The sequence below is a fragment of the Amycolatopsis sp. Poz14 genome (assembly GCF_006704225.1).
Taxonomy (GTDB): Bacteria; Actinomycetota; Actinomycetes; order Mycobacteriales; family Pseudonocardiaceae; genus Amycolatopsis; species Amycolatopsis nivea.
In genome coordinates this window covers 8577600-8596569 of record NZ_JACLHD010000001.1, presented here as the reverse complement: position 1 = coordinate 8596569, position 18970 = coordinate 8577600, and the positions used below count along the sequence as shown (strand labels likewise).

Below are 18970 nucleotides of genomic sequence, written 5' to 3'. Positions count from 1 at the left end.
CGGCTTCCTAGCGTTGCTGGCACAACGGGAAACCACAAGGGAGGACAGCGATGCAGACCATCGAACGCGCCGCCGTACAAGACCGGTTCGGCTTGACGAAGAAGTTCGTCGTGGCCTACGGAGCGATGGGCGCGGCCGTCTTCGGCACGATCGTCGCGTTGGCCGTCGTCGACGGGAGCGCGACCGGCTTCATGTGGACGCGCTCCGCACTGGTGCCGGTCAGCGCCGCGATCATGTACTGGCTGGTCACGCTCGCGGTGAAGGGGTCGCGCCGGGCTTATGAGCGGGCTCGGTTCATCTCGATCATCGCTCCGGTCGCGCTCGTCGGCGTCGACCTGATCCCGGGTGCGTGCCCGGTCTGGTTCCTGCTGCTGCAGACCGCCTGTGCGGTCCTGCTGGCCGGCGCGGCGGTCCCGCTCGTCCGGATGCGGGCTAACTTCCCGAAGCGGACCTCGGAACCAGCCTGATCCGGGTGTCGAGGTTGCGTTCGACGGCCGAGCGGCTCGAGAGCAGGGGGAACGAGCCGCCGGACGCCCACAGGTCGTTCAGGTCGCGGTAGTGCGGGCTGCGCGGGTCGCCGGACTGGCCGGGCGCGTTGATCGCCCGCGACGCGTCCCAGTCGCCGACGTCGAGCGCCATTTTGAAGGTCGCGCCGTTGAGCTGCTGGTAGGTGAACGGGTGGAAGAACGACGGGTGGACGGTCTGGTAGTCGCCGCCGACCGGGTTCGGGCCGACGTTCGGGCCGCCTGCCGGGTGCACGAATTCCTGGTGCTGCAGCGCGCCCCAGCGCCACTTCGCCGGGTCGCTGCCGAGTTTTCCGGCGACGTCGCGGAAAGCGAGCTGGAGAGTGGCGAGGATCAGCTTGTCGCGTTTGGCCGCGCCGCCGGGGCCGAACCACGCGTCCGGATCGGCGAAGGACGCGAGCACGAGGCTGAAATCCGGATTGATGGTGCTGGCCAGGACGTCTGCGGCGGCTTGCGGGAGCGTCGCGTGCGCCCAGCCGCCGTGGAGGTACTTCAGCAGCCAGGTTTCGTACAGCGGGGCGGGTGCGGAGTCCACCGAGGCGACGCCGTCGAAACCGCGCAGCACTTCGAGCGCCTTCGCGGTGTCCGGATCCGTGGAGGAGAGGTTCCGCAGGAACGGGGCGAGCCGGGGTGCCAGCAGGGATTTTTCGTCGCGCTGGATGGCGAGCGAATCGGCGACGCGGGCGCACGGTGTGGACTTGATCAGCTCGTCGATCCGCTCCTTGCGGTACGGCTGCTGCCATTCGTAGTTGGACACCACCGGGAAGCCCGGCGGGAGGTTGTAGTCGTTGGCGGAGGCGAAGAATCCGGCAGGCGGATTGTGCTGCCACGGGAGTTCGGAGTTGGGATGGAACCCGTTCCACTCGTAGCGGCCGTCGCCGGGAACGGGCAGCAGACCGTCGTAAGCGGTCCCGGTGCGGCGCGGGGTCAGCGCGCCGGGGACGTAGCCGATGTCGCCGTGGACGTCGGCGTAGACGAGGTTCGATCCGGGCGTGCCCCACTCGCGCATTCCGGCGGTGAATTCGGTGAAGTTGCGGGCCCGCTGGTAGTTGAGGCTGCCGAGATACGCTGCGCTGCCCGGTTCGGTCCAGACGGTGCGCACGGCGAACGCCCGGTGGGCTGCTTCGTCGACCTTCACGATCGGGCCGTGCCGGGTGAAGGACAGTTCGCGGGTCACCGGCTGTCCGCCGAGCACCGGGATGGTTTCGGTGAGCTTGGTGATCGGCTCCCAGCCGCCGCGGTAGCGGTACCGGCTGTGGTCGGCGGGATCGAGGTCGTAGACGTAGAGGTCGGTCTGGTCGACCGGCAGGTTCGTGAGGCCGAACGCGACGGAATCGTTGTGCCCGATGGCGATGCCCGGATTCCACGGCTCGCCCGCGCCGGTGAGGTTCAAGCCGGGCGCGGAAAGCTGGGCGACGTAACGGCCGGAGGGCAACGAGTCGGAGCGGCGGTGCGGGTCGCTGGCGAGGATCGGCCGTCCGGTGGCGGTGCGGCCGGGGCCGATCGCCCACGAGTTGCTGCCGCTGGTGGCGTCGGCGATGTCCCGGTCCGAGGCGACGCCCTTCGGGAACGTGACGCCGGCGGTCGCCTTGTTGTACACGGAAAGCACGTCGCCGGGGATCGAGCAGGGGTCGAGGCCTTCGGGCACCGCGGCCTCGTGGTCGGGGTGCAGGCTGCGGAGATATTTGCTCGCGCCCGGCCCGGCGTGGCACACCATTTGCGCGCGGGCGACCTCCCAGGTGAGGTTCTCGCCGATCGCGTGCGAGCGGATGCGGACGATGTCCTCGGGCTGCCAGCGCGACGGCTGGTAGCCGAGCCTGGCGAACTCCGGCGGGGCGGCCTCGGGGTGCTTGGCGAGCCAGTCGAGGTAGGAGTTGATCCCCGCGGCGAACCGGGTGGCGGCGAGTTTGGCTTCGGGACCGTAGGAGGCCCATTCCTTCTGCATGTCGCCGCGGTACAGGAAAAGCCGGGCGGCGCGGTCCTGGTCCACATAGGACTCGCCGAGGACCTCGCTGAGCAACCCGAGCCCCCGGCGGCGCCAGGTGTCGAGCTGGAAGAGCCGATCGCGGGCGACGGTGAATCCCTGCGCGTAGAACAGGTCCGCGGTGTTGGCGGCGTAGATGTGCGGGACGCCCCACTTGTCGACGAGCAGGTCGACCGGCCGGGAAAGACCGTCCAGCGCGACGGTGTGCCCGCTGCTCGCCGACGCGGCCGGGGCGGTGCCGAGCAGCGTCAGAACGAGTATCAGGACGGTAGCTTTGGACCGCATTTCCCCACCCCCGGCAGCAGCGTTGACCCCGCGCACGCTAATCGCGGCGAGCGCGGGGACCCACCCCTGAACCGGGACGAGTAGGGGGAACCGGACTGTACTGGGCCCGAACTCAGCCACGGGAGCGGTACCGCGCCCAAGACGGTCGGCCGCTGGTGCCAGGGCAGCGCGGCTACGGGGTCGTCCTCGCGGGGACGACCCGCGAGTTGGTGACCGTCGCCGTGGACACCTGCGACCTCGCCAAGAAGGTGGCGACCGCCGTCGCGGGCCGCGTTCCGCGCTGAGCTACGAGACGTCCCCGATCGCCTCGTCCAGAATGGACAGTCCGAGGTCGATCTCGCTGTCGGCGGCGGTCAGCGGCGGCGCGATCCGGAACACCCCGCCCATGCCGGGCAGCTGGACGATGTTCATGTGCAGCCCGAGTTCGAGGCAGCGCTGCGTCACGCGCGCGCCGAGTTTGTCCGCGTCCGGGCCGCCGCCGCTCAGTTCCAGTCCGGCGAGGAGGCCTCGGCCGCGGATCTCGCCGACTGCCTCGTGCCGCGTCGCGATTTCGTCCAGTCCGGTGCGCAGCCGGGTGCCGAGGTCGCGGGCGCGTTCGTCGAGACGGTCGCGGATCAGGACGTCCAGCACCGTGTTCCCGACCGCGGCGGGAAGCGGGTCCGAGACGTGCGTGGTGAAGAACAGGTACCCGCGTTCGTGGGCTTCCTGCTCGATTTCCGCGCTCGTCAGCACCGCGGCCAGCGGCAGTCCGGCGCCGAGCGTTTTGGACACCGTGAGGATGTCCGGGACCACGCCGTCGTGCTCGAAGGCGTACCAGGTTCCGGTGCGGCACAACCCGGTCTGTGCTTCGTCGAGGATCAGCAGCATGCCGCGTTCCCGGCATTTCCGTTGCAGGGCCTGGAAATAGCCCGGCGGGGGAACGAGGATCCCGCCGGAGCTGAGGATCGGCTCCACGAGGCACGCGGCGAGGCTGCCGACGGACTGCGCGTCGATCAGGTCGAACGCGAGGTCCAGCTGGTGCTCCCAGTCCGCACCGGGCACCGGGATGGCGAAGTTGCCCGGCGCGCCGGGACCGTAGCCTTTGCGGCCGGCGCTGTAGGTGGCGCTCGCCGCGGCTTGCGTCATCCCGTGCCAGGACCGGGCGAACGAGACGATCTCGTGCTTGCCGGTCACCAGTTTGGCCATCCGCAGCGCGGCCTCGTTGGACTCGGCGCCGGTGGTGAGCAGCAGCGCCTTCTCCAGCGGGGCCGGCAGCGTTTCCGCGAGCCGCCGGGCGAGGTCGACCACCGGACGGCTCAGCATCCCGCTGAACAGGTGGTCGAGCTTCGCGGCCTGCTTCCGGACGGTCTCGACGATCTCCGGATGCGCGTGCCCGAGGATCGCGCTCATCTGCCCGGACGTGAAGTCGAGGATGCGCCGTCCGTCCTCGGTGAAGACGAAACTGCCCTCGGCGCGGTCGATGATTTCGCCGGTGAACGAGCCGGGGCCGGCGTAGCGGACGAGGTGCCGGTCGACGTCGGACCAGAAGGTGTCGGTGGCCATGGCTTCGACGGTAGGGCCGGACCGAGCGCCGCGTCCATCTCACAGTTTCCGCTTGCCTGTGCGATGGCGTCGAACAACGATGGGGGCATGTTGAACCCGTGGCGGCTGCGGCTGCTGAGCCGGCTCGCCGTGCTGGGCACCGTTCGCGCGGTCGCGCAGGACGTGAATCTCAGCGCCTCCACGGTGTCGCATCAGCTCGCGCTGCTGGAGACCGAAACCCGCACCCGGCTGCTGGAACGCACCGGCCGCCGCGTCCGGCTGACGCCCGCCGGGGAGAAACTGGCCCGGCAGGCGCGGGCGATTCTCGACCATCTCGACGCGGTCGAGGCCGAACTGCGCGGCGACGAACCGGCCGGGCTGGTGCGGATCGGCGCGTTCCAGAGCGCGATCCACACCTTCGCGGTGCCCGCCGCGACGCGTCTCGCGCAGGCTTATCCGCGGCTGGAAACCGAACTGGCGGAACGGGAACCGCACGAAAGCGTCCCGGCGCTGCGGGCGGGCGACAGCGACGTCATCATCACCACCACCGATTTCGTCGACCTGCCGCTCGGCCCCGACCTCGAGATCATCCGGCTGGCGACCGATCCGATTGTGCTGGTCACCGCGCTCGACCGGCCGGAGCCGCCCGGGCCGGCGGTGCTCGCGGACTACGCGGGCGAACCGTGGGCGCTCGACATTCCCCAGTCCTACATGGCGACTCTGACGCTGCGGCTCTGCCGTGAATCGGGCTTCGAGCCGCGCGCGGTGTGCCGGTTCAGCAACTATCTGATGACGTTGCAGCACGTCGAGGCCGGGCTGTCGATCGCGCTGCTGCCCGGGCTGGCGGTGGATCCGCGGTACCGGGTCGCGACGAAGGCGCTGTCGACGCCGGTGACGCGCACGATCGTCGCGGTCACCCGGCGCGGATCGCCGCGGCGGGCGGCGGTGAACGCGGTGCTCGACGCGCTGCAGCAACCGGTCGAGCTTCCGGCGGCGGTGGAACAGGTTTAGCCGACGAGGTCCGCCATGATTTGCGCGGCTGGAGCGACGTTTCGGACCAATCCCGCGGCCTGTCCGGCGTACTGCGCCAAGGCTTCGAGGTCTCCGGTCATGCCTGGCACGGGAATCATGTCGTCGTAGCGCTGCCACGGGTTTCCGGCCGCATCCGTTGCTACGACGTCGCCTTCGCCGGGGCGGTCCGTGCGTGGTTGGCCTGCCGCTTCCCAATGCGTAAGCGTCGAATTGCGCAAGACGCGGTGCGGCGCGTCGGGCCAACCGCCGTCGAAGCAGCGGGTGTGGACGGCGTCCTCGAGTTCCGCGACGAGCACGGCTTCACGGTAGGAATCGTGGGTCGCCGCTTCGGTCGCGGTCAGGAATCGGGTGCCCAGCCAGCCGCCTTGCGCGCCGAGGGCGAGTACTGCGGCGAGCCCGCGACGGTCGGCGATTCCGCCTGCCGCGAGCACGGGGATCGGGCCGACCGCGTCCACGACGGCGGGCACCAGCACGAGGGTCGACGCTTGGCCGCGGACGTGTCCGCCCGCTTCCCAGCCTTGCGCGACCACGACGTCGACGCCTGCTTCCGCCGCCTGTCGTGCTTCGGCGACCGAGCCCACGGTGTGGATCAGCCGCGTGTCCTTCGCGCGGGCGGCGACCTTGGCGGGGTCGCCCCAGAACGTCGAGATGATCGGGACATCTTCGGCGAGGCAGGCGTCGAGGACGTCGTCGATCGGGAAGTCGAGCACGAGGTTGACCGCGAACGGACGGTCGGTGCGGCGGCGCACCTCGCGGATCCGGCGGACCGCCTCGTCCGGGTCGGTCCAGGTGAGTGCGAGGGTCCCCAGCCCGCCCGCGTTCGAGACCGCCGCGGCGAGCGCCGGGGTCGAAGCGGAGCCGATCGGGGCCTGCGCGATCGGCACGTCGATGCCGAGCGCGGCGCAGACCTGCTTCGGAAATCGAATCATGGCGGCCGATGTTAGTGTTTCGGAAATCGAAGCACAAGGAGATTCGGATGGCGACGCCGAAGCCGGGACAGCCGGTCCGGGGCTCCACGACCGGCCGTCCGCTGATGGCCGCGCTCGACCTCTTCGGGCGGCGGTGGTGCCTGCGGATCGTGTGGGAGCTACAGGTCGGCACGCTCGGTTTTCGCGCGTTGCAGCAACGGTGCGACGGGATGTCTTCGAGCGTCTTGCGGCAACGCCTGGTCGAACTCGGCGAGGCGGGCTTGGTGCACCAGACCGGCGAATCGCATTACGCGCTGACGACGTTGGGCCGCGAGGCGTTCGACGCGCTGCGGCCGCTCGTGTCGTGGGCGGATCGGTGGGCCGCGTCGCTCGACGGCGGCGAGTGATCGGCGGCAGGGGCGGACCCCTGCCGCCGACGGATCACTTGCTGTGCTGGGAACGGCGGCGCAGGAGGAACGCTCCGCCCGCGGCTGCCGCGGCCGCCCCGCCGACGGCGAGCGCGGTGGCCGGGCTTCCGTCCCCGCCGGTGTTCGGGGCGGTGACGGCATAACCGCCGCCCGCGCCGGTCTTGTCATACGTCGAGCCGGGCAGCTTGTCGCCGTAGCGTTTCTGCAGTTCGGCCCGATAGCCCGCCAAGGTGACGCGGGTGCCTGCCGGGACGCCGGAGACCGCGCCGTCGAGGACGGTCACGGTGTCGCCGTTGACCGAGTACCAGGCGTTGACCTGCGGTTCGTGCAGCAGGTAGCCGCCGTGCGCGGCCGCCGCGTGGACCTGTTCGTCGTTGCCGGAAGCGACGTTGATGACCTGCCATCCGGCCTTGCTCGGCTGCGCCCACACGGTCGCGGCGCGCCCGTCGGCGAGGTGGGCCGGAGACGCGACGTACGCGAGGGCGGCCGGAACGTCGGATTCGCCGTTGATGAACGCCGCGGTCGGTTCGTAGACCGGGATCTGGGTGTTGGCGTCAGCCGCGGCCCGAGTGGCGTGCGCGGCTGCAGGGGCCGCGCCGGGGAACTTGGTGTGCGCGAGGCGGGCGGCGGTGTCCGGGCTGGCGAGCAGACCGGAGATCGCCGCGGTGTCCGAGGAGGACGGCCCGGTCGGCGACTGCGCGGCGGACGCCGGGTTCGCGGCGAACACGGCGGCAGCGATGGCTCCCGATGCGACAGCGGTGCGGAGGATGGTTCGCAGCATGAGTCAGCCCACCATTCCGTAGACGGTGTGGGTCCAGGCGAATTGGTTGTTGGAGACGTAGGAGCTGTAGTTCATCGAGTTGTAGCGGTTGTTCGACGGCCACGGGTCGCCGTATTCGACGATGCTGCGGCCGTTGGAGTCGTCGTAGCCGTAGAGGACGTGCATGTGGCCGCCGCCCGACGTCCAGCCGATCCGCGTGCCGATGGGCTGCCCGGCGTCGATCTGGTTCTTGATGCCGGAGAAGGAGAGCCGGTAGCCGTTGGAATTGTAGGAGCCGACGCTGCGGAACCCGAGGTAGCGGAAAACTCTTTGCTGGTCGCTGAGATAGCCCTGGTTGTTCGCGCAGTCGCTGCCGGACTCGTTGTGCGCGATCTGGCAGAACCGGGTCTGGGTCAGGGAATAGCCCCAGTACGCGGCGATGGTGTTGCCGCTGGCGTCCCAGCACCACTGGTCTTTCTGCTGGGCCTGCATCGAGATGTTCGTTTCGCCCGCGTCCGCGGCGGCGGGAACGGCGAGCGCGGCGGCCGCGGCGGTCGCGACCGCCGCTATTGCGCGCAGAATCGAAGAACGCACTTTCACGGGATCCTCCAACGGGGAAGCCCGGCCGGTCCGGGGAATTCCGGACCGGTGGGGAAGGGGAGATGCGCCGCGAACGGTACGCGCGCGAAGTTTGCGGCGACTACCGACTAACGGGGGTATTCCGTTGCCGAAGTGCCGCGGCGGATATTTCTACGCCGGTCGATTATTTGCGCGCCCGGCATCGACTATAAGGGAATTCATCCCGGAAAGCATTCGGCAATCCGACTTTCGTAGGGTGTTTTTCCGTTGAATCCCGCCCGCCCTTCGTCGGCCGCCGTTCCGGCGACCCGGCGGCCGGATCGCGCCGAGGCCGCCCGCTGACCCGGTTCGCCCGCCGCCCGCGAGGGGGCGGAGCGCCGGGTTCGCGCGTATGAGACACTTGATCGGTCATGACTGCCCTCCCTCTTGTTTTCGACGCGCCCAAGCGCGGCCTGCCGCCGCGCCATCTCGCCGACCTCACGGTGGCCGAGCGAGCCGAGGCGGTCGTCGAACTGGGGGAGAAGGCGTTCCGCGCCAAGCAGTTGTCGAACCACTACTTTTCGCGGCTCACCGTCGACCCGGCGGAGATGACCGACATCCCGGCCGCCTCGCGCGAGAAGCTGGTCGCGGACCTGATGCCGCCGCTGCTCACCGAGGTCCGCGCACTGGCCGCGGACGGCGGCGCGACCCGCAAGACCCTGTGGCGCGCGCACGACGGGACGCTGCTGGAAAGCGTGCTCATGCGCTACCCGGACCGCGCCACGCTGTGCATCTCCAGCCAGGCCGGCTGCGGCATGGCGTGCCCGTTCTGCGCGACCGGCCAGGGCGGCCTCGACCGCAACCTCTCGACCGCGGAAATCGTGGACCAGGTCCGCGACGCCGCCGCGGTCATGCGAGACGGCTCGATGCCCGGCGGCCCGGGGCGGCTGTCGAACATCGTCTTCATGGGCATGGGCGAGCCGCTGGCGAACTACAAGCGCGTGGTGGCTGCGGTGCGTCGGATCACTGATCCCCCGCCGGGTGGTCTGGGTATTGGCCAGCGTTCGGTGACGGTGTCGACGGTGGGGCTTGCTCCGGCGATTCGGAAGCTGGCGGACGAGCGGATGCAGGTGCGTCTCGCGGTGTCGCTGCACACGCCGGACGATGAGCTGCGGGACACGTTGGTGCCGGTGAACAATCGTTGGTCGGTGGACGAGGTGCTGTCTGCTGCCCGGTATTACGCGGACACGTCGGGTCGGCGGGTGTCGATCGAGTATGCGTTGATCCGGGATATCAATGATCAGCCGTGGCGGGCGGAGTTGCTGGCGAAGCGGTTGCGGAAGCATTTGGGCCAGTTGGTGCATGTCAATGTGATTCCGTTGAACCCGACGCCGGGCAGCAAGTGGGATGCGTCGCCGAAGCCGGTGGAGCGCGAGTTCGTGCGCTTGGTGAATGCCGGTGGGGTTGCGTGCACGGTGCGGGACACGCGCGGGCAGGACATCGCGGCGGCCTGCGGGCAGCTTGCCGCCGAAGGTTGAGCGAACAGTTCAGAGTGGAGTAGTTGTCTTGTTGTGTGCGCCGAGCCTGCTCGATCCGGCGGCTGAGGAACTGAAGCTGGCTGACGTGAACGGCCCCCACACCGCAGTGGACGTGGCCCGGACGGCTCGTACCCTGCTGGGCGAGCGGTTCGACTCGGGCAGTTTCATGTACGTCCTGATGCGCGCCTTCGAGGTCGACTACCACGCGGCCCGCGAGGCGTCGCGGTGGCACGAATTCCATGGCGGAGCGGCGGCGCTGTCGGACGACGCGCTGGAGAAGCTGCTCGCACCGTGGCTCGGTCGCTGATTTAGACACTGCACGACGGGCGACCGCGCCCCTGAACCGGCTATCGGTGTCTTAGTCGAAGTAGGGCTCGATCCATGGGCCGAGCAGCCGTAGGCAGTCGCCCCGCAAACGGGTCGCGAATTCGTCGATCGCGGCGTCTGAAGGCGTCCGGATCGCCGTCCAGCGCAGTGAGGTCGGCTTCCCACATTGACGAACACTTCCGTTCGCGAACGGCCGTCCAGGTCCGGGGCGGCCAATCCGGAAAACGACAGCTTCAAGCTCTTCACTCGTTTTGCATCGGAAAGGCCGCGCAGGCGCTCACGACATTGCCGATGAGTGACTCCAGCGTCAAATGGCCGATGTGCGTGGGCGACTTGCCGCACCATGAAGCTTCGGCGGCGACTGTGAGCGTCTCCGGCACGTGAGGTGCAGTCGCGCCGTGCCAACGGATTCGCTTTCTTGCTCAGTTCGCGCTACCCGCAGATTCGTGCACCCGGTAAAGGCGGTCGCCGACTACCGCGTAGACAGTGATCGGTCCGGTGCCGGGTTGTGCGGTGGCTTGCCAGGCGTTTCCGTCGGGGATGCCGGGGGCCGGGGAGGGCAGGTTGGTGATGCCGCCGCCCGTGACGGTGCCGGTGGGGTTGGTGGTGAGGATGCAGTCGGGGTGCAGGTCGGTCCATCCGGTGATGAGGGCGCCGGGTTGCGGGGTGGTGATGGCGCCGTGGGCGGCGGGCAGGTCGGTGGCGGTGGCCGGGTTGATGGGGGTGCCGAGTTCGGGGCCGTGGCAGCCGAGGGTGAAGTGGGGGTTGAAGGGGTAGGCGCCGAGGGCTTTCGCGGCGGGGATGACTTGGCTTTGGATGTGGAGTTGGTCCAGGACGCCGGTGGCTTCGGTGCGCAGGGCGACGGGGGCCAGGGCGAGCGGGGCGTAGCCGCGGCGGGTGAGGTCTGCTTTGGCGCCGCCGAGTGCGTGGGTGGTCAGGGAGATCGTGCAGATCCCGATGACAACGGCGGTGAGCGGCCATTGTGGACGGACGAACGTCGCGAGCGCGAGGAGCGCAGAGGTAGCTAGAGCACTGGCGATGGCGTAGCGGCTGATGAGGCCGATGTTCCCGCCAGGGGCGAGTGCGCTGGTGCGGCCGAGGGCGACGAGAACGGCGAGGGCGGCGGCGTATCCGGCGATGCCGATCCATCCGGCGGCGCGCGGGTCGTTCTTCGCTGAGGTCGCACAGGCGGCCAGGAGCGCGGCGGTGAGGGCTCCGGCGAGGACGGCGGTGACGGCGTGGTCTCCGGACCAGAGGCTGCCGAGCGCGGCGGCGGCGACGGAGAGGCGGCCGTCGGGGTCGAGAGCGGTGGTGGCCAAGGATTGGGCGCCGGCGGGTTTGGTGAGCAGCCAGCCTGCGAGGACGACGACCCCGGCGGCAGCCATGGCGATGGTTTTGCTGCGGTGTTCCCGGCGGAGCAGGAAGATCGCGGCGACGATGAAGAACGCGGGGAGTCCGGCGCCGAAGCTGAGGCTGGCGAGCAGCGCAGCGGTCGCTGCGGTCCACAGGCGGCCGCGGTGGGCTTGGGAGGCGGCGAGGACGGTGAAGAAGACCGCGGGGATCCAGCTGATGCCGTTGGTTCCTTGCAGCCAGATCTCGGCCAGGTGCGAGGTGAACAGCAGCCACGACATCCCGGCGGCGAGCGCGGCTTTCCGGTGCGGGGACAGGGACGCGGGCAGCATCGAGTAGAGGCAGGCACCAATCCCGGCGACGAGGGCGACGGTGAGGACGGTGAGGACGCGGTTGTCGCCGCCGAACCAGGCGGCGTCGGCGTAGAAGAGCAGCGAGGGGATCACGAAGGGCTGGTCGAGGTGGTAGGTGAGCACCTGGCCCAGCACGAGGTTTCCGCGGTCGTCGGTGATTTTCGCGAGGACGTGCCAGTAGTCGAGCAGGACGTGTGCGCGCGGGGCGTGCAGGGCGGTCCACAACGCCAGAGCGGCGGGGAGGGCGGCGAAGGCTGCCAGGGCGGCGATTCCGACGCGGGGTCTTCGGGCGGCGGGCAGCACGGCGGCGGGGGAAGCGAGCGCGGTCAAGACCTCTCCTAGCGATCTGGAGTCACCCGGTCGGCGGCCTGCCGGACGTGCCCGCTGCGTGCGGCGGATTTTTCGGTGTGACCTGCTGCTTTTACCGTGTCCAGGGCGGTCTGGACAAGAGTGTTGCTGATCTCTGTCCCGGAGGTAACGCCGAGATCAGCTCACGGCGTACCGGGCGGCGATGGTGCGGACGGCCTCGTCGACTACCTGCGCGACGCGTTCGGCGGTCACTTCCCAGCCTGGCACCAGGAGCGTCGGCCAGAAGACGTAGTTCGAGATCATGCCCAGGAACTGGGTGGCCGCGAGGTCCGCGTCCTCGATCCGCACCGTGCCCGCCTCGTGTTCGGCCAGGAGGTAGCTGCGCACGGACTCGAAGTAGGGCATCTTTCCCTGCGAGAACTGCGCATGCGCCAGTTCGGGGAACCGCGGCAGTTCGGCGATGACGATCCTGAACAGGTCGGTCATCTGGGCGCGGCCGAGCAGTTCGGCGTAACGGCGGCCGATGATGCCGAGCCCGTCGACGACGTTGCCCGGCGGCGGGGGATCCACCTCGTCAGCGGTCGACCAGGACTCGGTCACGATGGCGTCGAACAGCGCGGCTTTGCTCGGGAACTGCTTGAACAAAGTGGCCCGCGAAACGCCCGAGCGCTCCGCGATCCGCGCCAGCGATGTCCGGTCGTAGCCCAACTCGAGAAACAGGGCGGTCGCGGCCGTCACGATCAGCGCGCGCTTCTCCTGGGCGACGCGCTGGTGATACGTCGGCACGACCTTGCTCATGAGCCGAGCATACGAGGTGAGTGGCTTGACTCGCCACTGCCGCCGACCTAGCCTCGGAGAGGTGAGTCAACCGGCTCACCATCGGCTGTCGCTCATCGAAGCCGGCCATTCCCCTCGTACCGAAGGAACATCTGATGCCCCGCTTCGAAAATCAGACCGTGCTCGTTACCGGCGGGACCGGCGGCCAGGGCTCGAACCACGTGCGCGCCTTTCACGCGGAGGGAGCGAACGTGGTGATCGGCGGCCTCAATGCGGAACGCGGTGCCGCGCTCGTCGACGAGCTCGGGACGCGCGCACGCTTCGTCCGTCTTGACGTTGCAGACGAGAGCTCGTGGTCCGCCGCTGTGCTGGCCGCGGAGAACGCTTTCGGGGCGCTGAACGTCCTCGTCAACAACGCGGGTGTGCAGAATCCGCCTGCGACAATCGAAAACACGGACCAGGCCACGTGGTCGCGCATCCTCGACATCAACCTCACCGGGACCTTCCTCGGCATCAAGGCCGCAGCCCCCGCTCTGCGCCGCGCGGCTGGGGGAGCCATCGTCAACATCGCCTCGGTGATGGGCCTGGGCGGCACAGCGCACTACGCGCCGTACGTCGCCAGCAAGTGGGCCGTGCGAGGTCTCACCCAGACGGCCGCGCTCGAGCTTGGCCGCGACGGCATCCGCGTGAACACCATCCATCCTGGCGTGATCTCGACTCCGTTCATCCACGAACCGGCAGTCGGTGCTGCGGCGGCGATCGCTGATTTCTACTCGCCCGAGCCGTTCGCTGTCCCACGGCTCGGGGAACCTGCTGACGTCAGCCGTCTTCTGCTGTTCCTCGCGTCGTCGGACGCGTCGTTCGTCACGGGGTCGGAGTACGTCATCGACGGTGGGCTCCTCCTCGGCCCCGCGCTTCAGGCCGAGGCCGCGTGAGCATTCCGGACAAGACCGGGTCGGGCTCGGCCGTGGTCGGGGATCTCCCTGGCTTGCCCGCTGACCGTTTCGTGCCTCAACGGCCGTAGTCGCTTCGTCGGGTGGTGCCGGGTGCACTGCCTGGCTCGAATCGGGGTGCGGAGTGTCGTACCCAAGGGCGAACGCGATGGCGACAGTGAGTCCTCACGTTCGACCGACAAGGACACTCAGATGCCCACTCAACGACGAGTGCGTGGTGCTGCCGCCGCAGGCGTGGTCGCGGTCGCCACCGTTTTGATCGGAAGCAATGCCCGCAGGCGTGACGAGTCGTTCGGTCTGCAGGCGCGGCCTCGCAAGGCCCGGGTCGTGCGCAAGATCCCCCAGGCGTTGCCGCAGGTGAAGAGCCGGTGGTCGGTTTTTCTCGCCTACGGGTTGCTCGCCGCCGCGAGCCAGGCGCTTTTCGTGAATTACGCGCCGGTGACCGCGGATGCCGCGCGGCATTTCGGGGTTTCCGTCGGGGAGATCGGGTGGCTGTCCCAGGTTTTCCCGTTGATCTACGTCGTTCTCGCCATCCCGGCCGGGCTCGCGCTCGACCGGTTTCTCCGGCCGGCGCTGATCGCGGGTGCGGTCCTCACTGCGTGCGGGGCCTTCCTGCGGCTGGTCAATGACGACTTCACCTGGGCCTTCGCCGGACAGGTCGTCGCCGCGGTGGGGCAGCCGCTCATCCTCAACGCCATCCCGGGGCTCGCGGTCGGGTACCTGGCCGCGAAGGACCGCGCGACGGGAATCGCCGCCGCGTCGTCGGCCACCTTCGGCGGCATGGTCGTGGGGTATCTGCTCGGCGCGTTTCTTCCCGGCGAGAGCAACATCCGCACCCTCACGCTCATCACCGCGCTGATCGCTTTGGACGCCGGGCTGTGCGTCGTCGGAGCGCTGCGCGTGCCACCGGCGCAGGCGAGCTCCAGCGGCGGCCTGCGGGCCTTCCGCGCGGCGTTCGGGAATCGGTACGTCCGCCGGTTGTGTGCGGGCGTTGCCATTCCCATGGGCACGTTCATCGCTCTCGCGACGTTCGCGCAACCGTTGCTGGCGCCGGCGGGAATTCCGGAATCCACCGCGGGGCTCATTCTCGCGTTCACCATGATCGCCGGGGTGCTCGGCTGCGCGGTCGTGCCGGTATGGGCGGATCGGCGGGGCCGCGAGGTCGGGCTCATGGGCGCGGGGATCGCGTTCACCGCCGTGGCGTGCCTGCACCTGGCCCTGGTGCCGAGTGTGCCGATGGCCTACCTCGCGTTGCTGGGAATCGGTTTCGTGTTGCTGCCCGCGCTGCCGATCGTGCTTTCGCTGAGCGAGCGGCACGCCCTCGACGCGGAGAGCACCGCGGCCGGGCTCATCTGGATGTCGGGCAATCTGGGCGGAGTGCTGCTGGCGACGGTGGTCGGCTTCCTCGTTGCCAGCCCGGCCATCGCGTTCGCGGCGCTGGCCGGGGCGACCCTGCTCGCGCTTCCGGCACTGCACTGGTTCCGGAAGCTGGAGCAGTAGCGAGCTCAGTCGGAACCGTCGGTCATGACTTCCGGCGCGATGTCCAGCACCAGCAGCGCGGCCGCCACGTGCGTGGGGTTGTTCTCGACCTTGACGACCGAGAGTTCGTTGGCGCGCGAGACTCGCCGCTCCACGGTGTTGCGGTGTGCGTAGAGGTTGGCGGCTGCCCGCGTGGTGTTGAAGCCGCATTGCACGTAGGTGAGGAGTGCCTGCCGCAGCGCCGGGTCGGCTTCGGTCAGCGGACCGAGGGTGTTGACGACGAACCGGCGCGCGCTGTCGCGATCCTTCGTGAGCGCGTCGATCAATTCGACATCCGCGTAAGCCGTGAACCGGCGGTCGGAGCCGAGCCGGACGATCAGCGCCTGCGCCGAGAGCGCGTCTTGGTGGCTGGACCGGAACCCGTCGAGCCCGCGTCCCGGCCGTCCCGCTGAGACGCGAACCTCGTTGACCGACAAGATCTTCTCCGCCGGATGCAGGTCCGGGACGTCCGCTCCGGACAGCCAGATCCAGCGCGAGCTGGTGCTGGCACGGGCGACCAGCGTGCTCCGGCTCGCGTCGGGGGAGCGCAGGGCCGCGGTCGCTTCCTCCAGGCAGTCCTGCCGGCCGGGATCGTCGACCCACAGCACGAGACCCACGTGCCACCGCCCCATCCGGTAGCGCAACCGCCGCTCGGCCAGATCCTCCGACACCGGCGTGCCGCTGGCGATCATCTGGATCAGGGCGATCGCCTCGGCGTCCGCGTTGCCCATCGCGGCGGCAAGGCTGGTCTCGTGCAGGGTCGCGACCGAGTCGAGCGCGTACTGCATCAGCGACTTCGCCGACACGTCCAGGACGTCGACGAGCAGGTCCCGGTCCGCGCAGTGCGCCGAGCATTCCTCCAGCCAGCGGCGCCAGCCGAGCCCCAGCGCCGCCCGCCAGCCCTCGGCGAAGTCGGGTGCGATGCCGCGCGCGACGAGATCGCCGATGTACGCGGCGATCCTCGGCCCGACGTAGGGCTCCACCCGTTGTCCCGGACGCTGGATGTTCGAGGTCAGCCACTGCACGAGGTCCGAGCGGTTGAGCTCGTGGTCCTCTTCGCCCAGCGACGCGTCCGTGAGCGCCATCGGGTTGTACTGCACCCGGCGGGTGGACGCGGAGACGGCCTCGGCCAGCGCTTCGGCGTCCGCCAGGAGCCGCTGGCACACGGCCCGGATCGCTTCGGCGGCCTCGGCGGTGGGCGGGGGCCACAGCTCTTCCATCCCCGAAGTGTGCCTCGGCTCCGCCGAATCGGCACGGCACGCCCCGGGGGGAGTGCATCGTGCACACGCTCCCGGCGAAGCCGGTGCCCGCTGTCGTTGTGACCGGCGTCGCGGCTCGCGACAGTGAAGCCCACATCAGCAGCCGGCTCAACGAGGAGAGGCAGACATGACAGATGAGGTGTCGGACGCGATCGAGGAGTTCGACGTCGTCGTCATCGGTGCGGGAATCTCCGGGATCGGCGCGGCCGCGTATTTCAGCCGGGAGCTTCCCGGCAAATCGCTCGTCGTGCTGGAGGGCCGCGACAACATCGGCGGCACCTGGGATCTTTTCCGCTACCCGGGCATCCGGTCGGACTCGGACCTGCACACGTTCGGCTACGAGTTCAAGCCGTGGCGCCACGAGGCCGCGATCGCGGACGCTCCGCTGATCCGGGAGTACCTCCAGGAAACGGTGGCGGAGAACGACCTGGCGCGGCTGATCAGGCTGCGCCACCGGGTCGTCCGGGCGGAATGGTCCACAGTGGACTCGCGGTGGACGCTGCGCGTCGAGGCGGCGGACCCGGCCACCGGGTCGGTCACGACGAAGACGATCCGGGCGGGCTGGGTGTTCGCCGCGACCGGTTATTACCGGTACGACAAGGGGTACACGCCGGAGTTCCCCGGTCGCGAAGACTTCGGGGGCACGATCGTCCACCCGCAGCACTGGCCGGAGAACCTCGACTACAGCGGCAAAAAGGTCGTCGTCATCGGCAGCGGCGCGACCGCGGTGACGCTCGTGCCCGCGATGGCGGGAACTGCCCAGCACGTCACGATGCTGCAGCGCACGCCCACCTACATCATGTCGCTGGCCCGCGTCGACCGGCTCGCGTTGACTCTCACGAAGCTGCTGGGAGAAAAGCGCGGGTACGCCGCGACCAGGTTCAAGAACATCTGGATCGAACACGGGATCGTCAAGGGCCTGCGCGCGTTCCCGAAGATCGGGCGCGCACTGATCCGGCGGGAGAACCTCAAGCGGCTGCCCAAAGGGTTCGACGTCGACAAGCACTTCAACCCGCCGTACGACCCGTGGGACCAGCGGCTGTGCCTGGCCCCGGACGGCGATTTCTTCGACGCTATCTCGGCCGGTACCGCCTCGGTCGTCACCGACTCCATCACGAGGTTCAGCAAGCGCGGCATCGTCCTGAAATCGGGCGAGGAGCTCGAAGCCGACATCATCGTCACCGCGACCGGGTTGAACATGCGGCTCTTCGGCGGGATGCCGATCGTGGTCGACGGGCGCGAAATCGACATCGCGGACTCGGTCTCCTACCGCGGGATGCTGCTGAGCGGGATTCCCAACTGGGCGATGGCGCTCGGCTACACGACCTCGTCCTGGACCCTCAAGGTGAGCCTCATGTGCCGCTACTTCATCGACCTGGTCCGGCACATGGACGCACACGGCCACGACCGGGTGGTCCCGGTCGCGGTGCCGGGGATGCCGCGCAAGCCGGTGATGGACCTGAAGGCCGGGTACGCCAAACGGGCCGAGAAGACCCTGCCCAAACAAGGACACGCCGCGCCTTGGCGGATGGCGATGTCCTTCCCCGAGGACGCCAAGGCGCTGCGCGGCCCGGTCGCCGACGAGAACCTCGAGTTCGGCAGCGCCCGCGTGGTCGCGCTGCCCGGCGAGAGGCGGTCGGCCCATGTCTGAGGAATCCATCGACCAGTACGCGGCCCTGCCGTCCGGCACGACGATCTGCTTCCGCGACCACGGTGACCAGGCCGATCCCGCGATCCTGCTGATCGCCGGTCTGGGCGAAGACCTCACCTTCTGGCCGGGCTCGTTCGTCAGTTCGCTGGTGGACCGGGGTTTCCGTGTCGTCACGCTGGACAACCGCGACGTCGGCCAGTCCACGTTCGCGGCCACCCCGCCGCCCGCGCTGTGGCGGCAGCTGCTCGCCCGCCCCCGCGCGGACGCCTACTCGCTGGCGGACATGGCCGCCGACGCTGCCGGCGTCCTCGACCACCTCGGGATCGGGCAGGTGCACCTCGCCGGCCGGTCCATGGGCGGGATGATCGCGCAGACGGTCGCCGCGGCCGAACCCGCGCGAGTCCTGTCCCTGACCTCGATCTTCTCGACCACGGGCGCGAAGAAGATCGGTCAGCCGGCTTGGTCGACGATGCGGCTGCTCGCGGCCCCGCCGGCGCGGACCCGGACCGCGGCGGTGCGTGCCCACCTGCGGATCACCAGTCACATCGCCGGAACCGGATACCCCATCGACGACGCGGCCGAGGCAGCCGTCGCGGCGGGCGGCTGGGACCGTGCCGCGGGGGACCTGGCCGCGGGCTCGGCCCGGCAGATCCAGGCGATCCAGGCCTCCGGGGACCGGACCGCCCAGCTGAGCCGGATCACCGCTCCCACCCTGGTGATCAACGGCGACCGGGACCTGCTGGTCGCCCCCAGCGGCGGTGCCGCGACGGTGCGGGCGATCCGCTCCGCGCAGCACGTGGTCATTCCCGGCATGGGGCATCACATCCCCGAGGCGCTGGTCGAGCCCATCACGCAGTACATCGCGGAACATGCCAAGCGGGTGACCGAAGGCGGGAACCACGCCCGCATCTCCTGAGGGCGACATCGGCCCGTAC

18 protein-coding genes are annotated in these 18970 nt (G+C 69.5%); 10 read left to right on the top strand and 8 right to left on the bottom strand.

The annotated features are described in order from the left end of the window. Window positions 1-50: 50 nt before the first annotated feature. Window positions 51-467, top strand: coding sequence for a hypothetical protein (locus FKO37_RS39905; protein ID WP_238607789.1), 417 nt, complete (start codon window positions 51-53; stop codon window positions 465-467). Here the strand turns inward: FKO37_RS39905 and FKO37_RS39900 are convergent. Further along, on the bottom strand, window positions 433-2793 hold the full coding sequence (locus FKO37_RS39900) for a penicillin acylase family protein (protein WP_238607788.1): 2361 nt from the start codon (window positions 2791-2793) through the stop codon (window positions 433-435). The genes FKO37_RS39905 and FKO37_RS39900 overlap by 35 nt on opposite strands. A gap of 155 nt (window positions 2794-2948) precedes the next feature. Between FKO37_RS39900 and FKO37_RS47320 the strand changes: the two genes are divergently transcribed. After that, on the top strand, window positions 2949-3077 hold the full coding sequence (locus tag FKO37_RS47320) for a hypothetical protein (RefSeq protein WP_255807061.1): 129 nt from the start codon (window positions 2949-2951) through the stop codon (window positions 3075-3077). A 1-nt stretch (window position 3078) separates the two neighbouring features. Here the strand turns inward: FKO37_RS47320 and FKO37_RS39895 are convergent, their stop codons facing one another. Further along, window positions 3079-4335, bottom strand: a complete 1257-nt coding sequence (locus FKO37_RS39895) for an aspartate aminotransferase family protein (RefSeq protein ID WP_238607787.1) — start codon at window positions 4333-4335, stop codon at window positions 3079-3081. Window positions 4336-4422: 87 nt separating this feature from the next. Between FKO37_RS39895 and FKO37_RS39890 the strand changes: the two genes are divergently transcribed. After that, a complete protein-coding gene (locus FKO37_RS39890) occupies window positions 4423-5325 on the top strand; it encodes a LysR family transcriptional regulator (protein WP_037810332.1) in 903 nt (300 codons plus the stop codon). Here the strand turns inward: FKO37_RS39890 and FKO37_RS39885 are convergent. Next, window positions 5322-6275 (bottom strand): nitronate monooxygenase family protein, encoded by a 954-nt coding sequence (locus FKO37_RS39885; RefSeq protein ID WP_238607786.1) that lies wholly within the window; start codon window positions 6273-6275, stop codon window positions 5322-5324. The two genes, FKO37_RS39890 and FKO37_RS39885, sit on opposite strands and share 4 nt — an antisense overlap. 47 nt (window positions 6276-6322) lie before the next feature. On the opposite strand from FKO37_RS39885, the gene FKO37_RS39880 reads away from it, so the two are divergent. After that, the gene (locus tag FKO37_RS39880) at window positions 6323-6661 is read left to right on the top strand and encodes a helix-turn-helix domain-containing protein (RefSeq protein ID WP_037810336.1); all 339 of its coding nucleotides are present in this window, start codon (window positions 6323-6325) and stop codon (window positions 6659-6661) included. 34 nt (window positions 6662-6695) lie between these two features. Here the strand turns inward: FKO37_RS39880 and FKO37_RS39875 are convergent, their stop codons facing one another. Together FKO37_RS39875 and FKO37_RS39870 are read right to left on the bottom strand one after the other, a co-directional pair. After that, entirely contained in the window at window positions 6696-7463 is a 768-nt protein-coding gene (locus tag FKO37_RS39875; protein WP_238607785.1) for an LPXTG cell wall anchor domain-containing protein, read from the bottom strand. A gap of 3 nt (window positions 7464-7466) precedes the next feature. After that, a complete protein-coding gene (locus FKO37_RS39870) occupies window positions 7467-8042 on the bottom strand; it encodes a papain-like cysteine protease family protein (RefSeq protein WP_051171572.1) in 576 nt (191 codons plus the stop codon). 389 nt (window positions 8043-8431) lie between these two features. Between FKO37_RS39870 and rlmN the strand changes: the two genes are divergently transcribed. Together rlmN and FKO37_RS39860 are read left to right on the top strand one after the other, a co-directional pair. Next, window positions 8432-9538 carry a 23S rRNA (adenine(2503)-C(2))-methyltransferase RlmN gene (gene rlmN, locus FKO37_RS39865; RefSeq protein WP_037810339.1) on the top strand — a complete coding sequence of 369 codons (1107 nt, stop codon included), beginning with the start codon at window positions 8432-8434 and terminating at the stop codon, window positions 9536-9538. Between the two features lie 28 nt (window positions 9539-9566). Then, window positions 9567-9845 (top strand): hypothetical protein, encoded by a 279-nt coding sequence (locus tag FKO37_RS39860; protein ID WP_238607784.1) that lies wholly within the window; start codon window positions 9567-9569, stop codon window positions 9843-9845. A gap of 442 nt (window positions 9846-10287) precedes the next feature. Here the strand turns inward: FKO37_RS39860 and FKO37_RS39855 are convergent, their stop codons facing one another. Both FKO37_RS39855 and FKO37_RS39850 read right to left on the bottom strand, forming a co-directional pair. Further along, a complete protein-coding gene (locus tag FKO37_RS39855) occupies window positions 10288-11898 on the bottom strand; it encodes a DUF2079 domain-containing protein (RefSeq protein ID WP_238607783.1) in 1611 nt (536 codons plus the stop codon). Window positions 11899-12054: 156 nt separating this feature from the next. Further along, window positions 12055-12675 carry a TetR/AcrR family transcriptional regulator gene (locus tag FKO37_RS39850; protein WP_238607782.1) on the bottom strand — a complete coding sequence of 207 codons (621 nt, stop codon included), beginning with the start codon at window positions 12673-12675 and terminating at the stop codon, window positions 12055-12057. A gap of 134 nt (window positions 12676-12809) precedes the next feature. Between FKO37_RS39850 and FKO37_RS39845 the strand changes: the two genes are divergently transcribed. Both FKO37_RS39845 and FKO37_RS39840 read left to right on the top strand, forming a co-directional pair. Then, window positions 12810-13589 carry a glucose 1-dehydrogenase gene (locus FKO37_RS39845; protein WP_238607781.1) on the top strand — a complete coding sequence of 260 codons (780 nt, stop codon included), beginning with the start codon at window positions 12810-12812 and terminating at the stop codon, window positions 13587-13589. 210 nt (window positions 13590-13799) lie between these two features. Beyond that, window positions 13800-15107 carry an MFS transporter gene (locus FKO37_RS39840; RefSeq protein ID WP_238607780.1) on the top strand — a complete coding sequence of 436 codons (1308 nt, stop codon included), beginning with the start codon at window positions 13800-13802 and terminating at the stop codon, window positions 15105-15107. A gap of 5 nt (window positions 15108-15112) precedes the next feature. Here FKO37_RS39840 and FKO37_RS39835 read toward each other — a convergent pair whose 3' ends face one another. After that, a complete protein-coding gene (locus FKO37_RS39835) occupies window positions 15113-16345 on the bottom strand; it encodes a helix-turn-helix domain-containing protein (protein ID WP_238607779.1) in 1233 nt (410 codons plus the stop codon). A gap of 166 nt (window positions 16346-16511) precedes the next feature. On the opposite strand from FKO37_RS39835, the gene FKO37_RS39830 reads away from it, so the two are divergent. Both FKO37_RS39830 and FKO37_RS39825 read left to right on the top strand, forming a co-directional pair. Next, a complete protein-coding gene (locus FKO37_RS39830; RefSeq protein ID WP_238607778.1) occupies window positions 16512-18035 on the top strand; it encodes an NAD(P)/FAD-dependent oxidoreductase in 1524 nt (507 codons plus the stop codon). Continuing rightward, entirely contained in the window at window positions 18028-18951 is a 924-nt protein-coding gene (locus FKO37_RS39825) for an alpha/beta fold hydrolase (protein WP_238607777.1), read from the top strand. Before FKO37_RS39830 ends, FKO37_RS39825 begins: the two co-directional genes overlap by 8 nt. Window positions 18952-18970 lie beyond the last annotated feature (19 nt).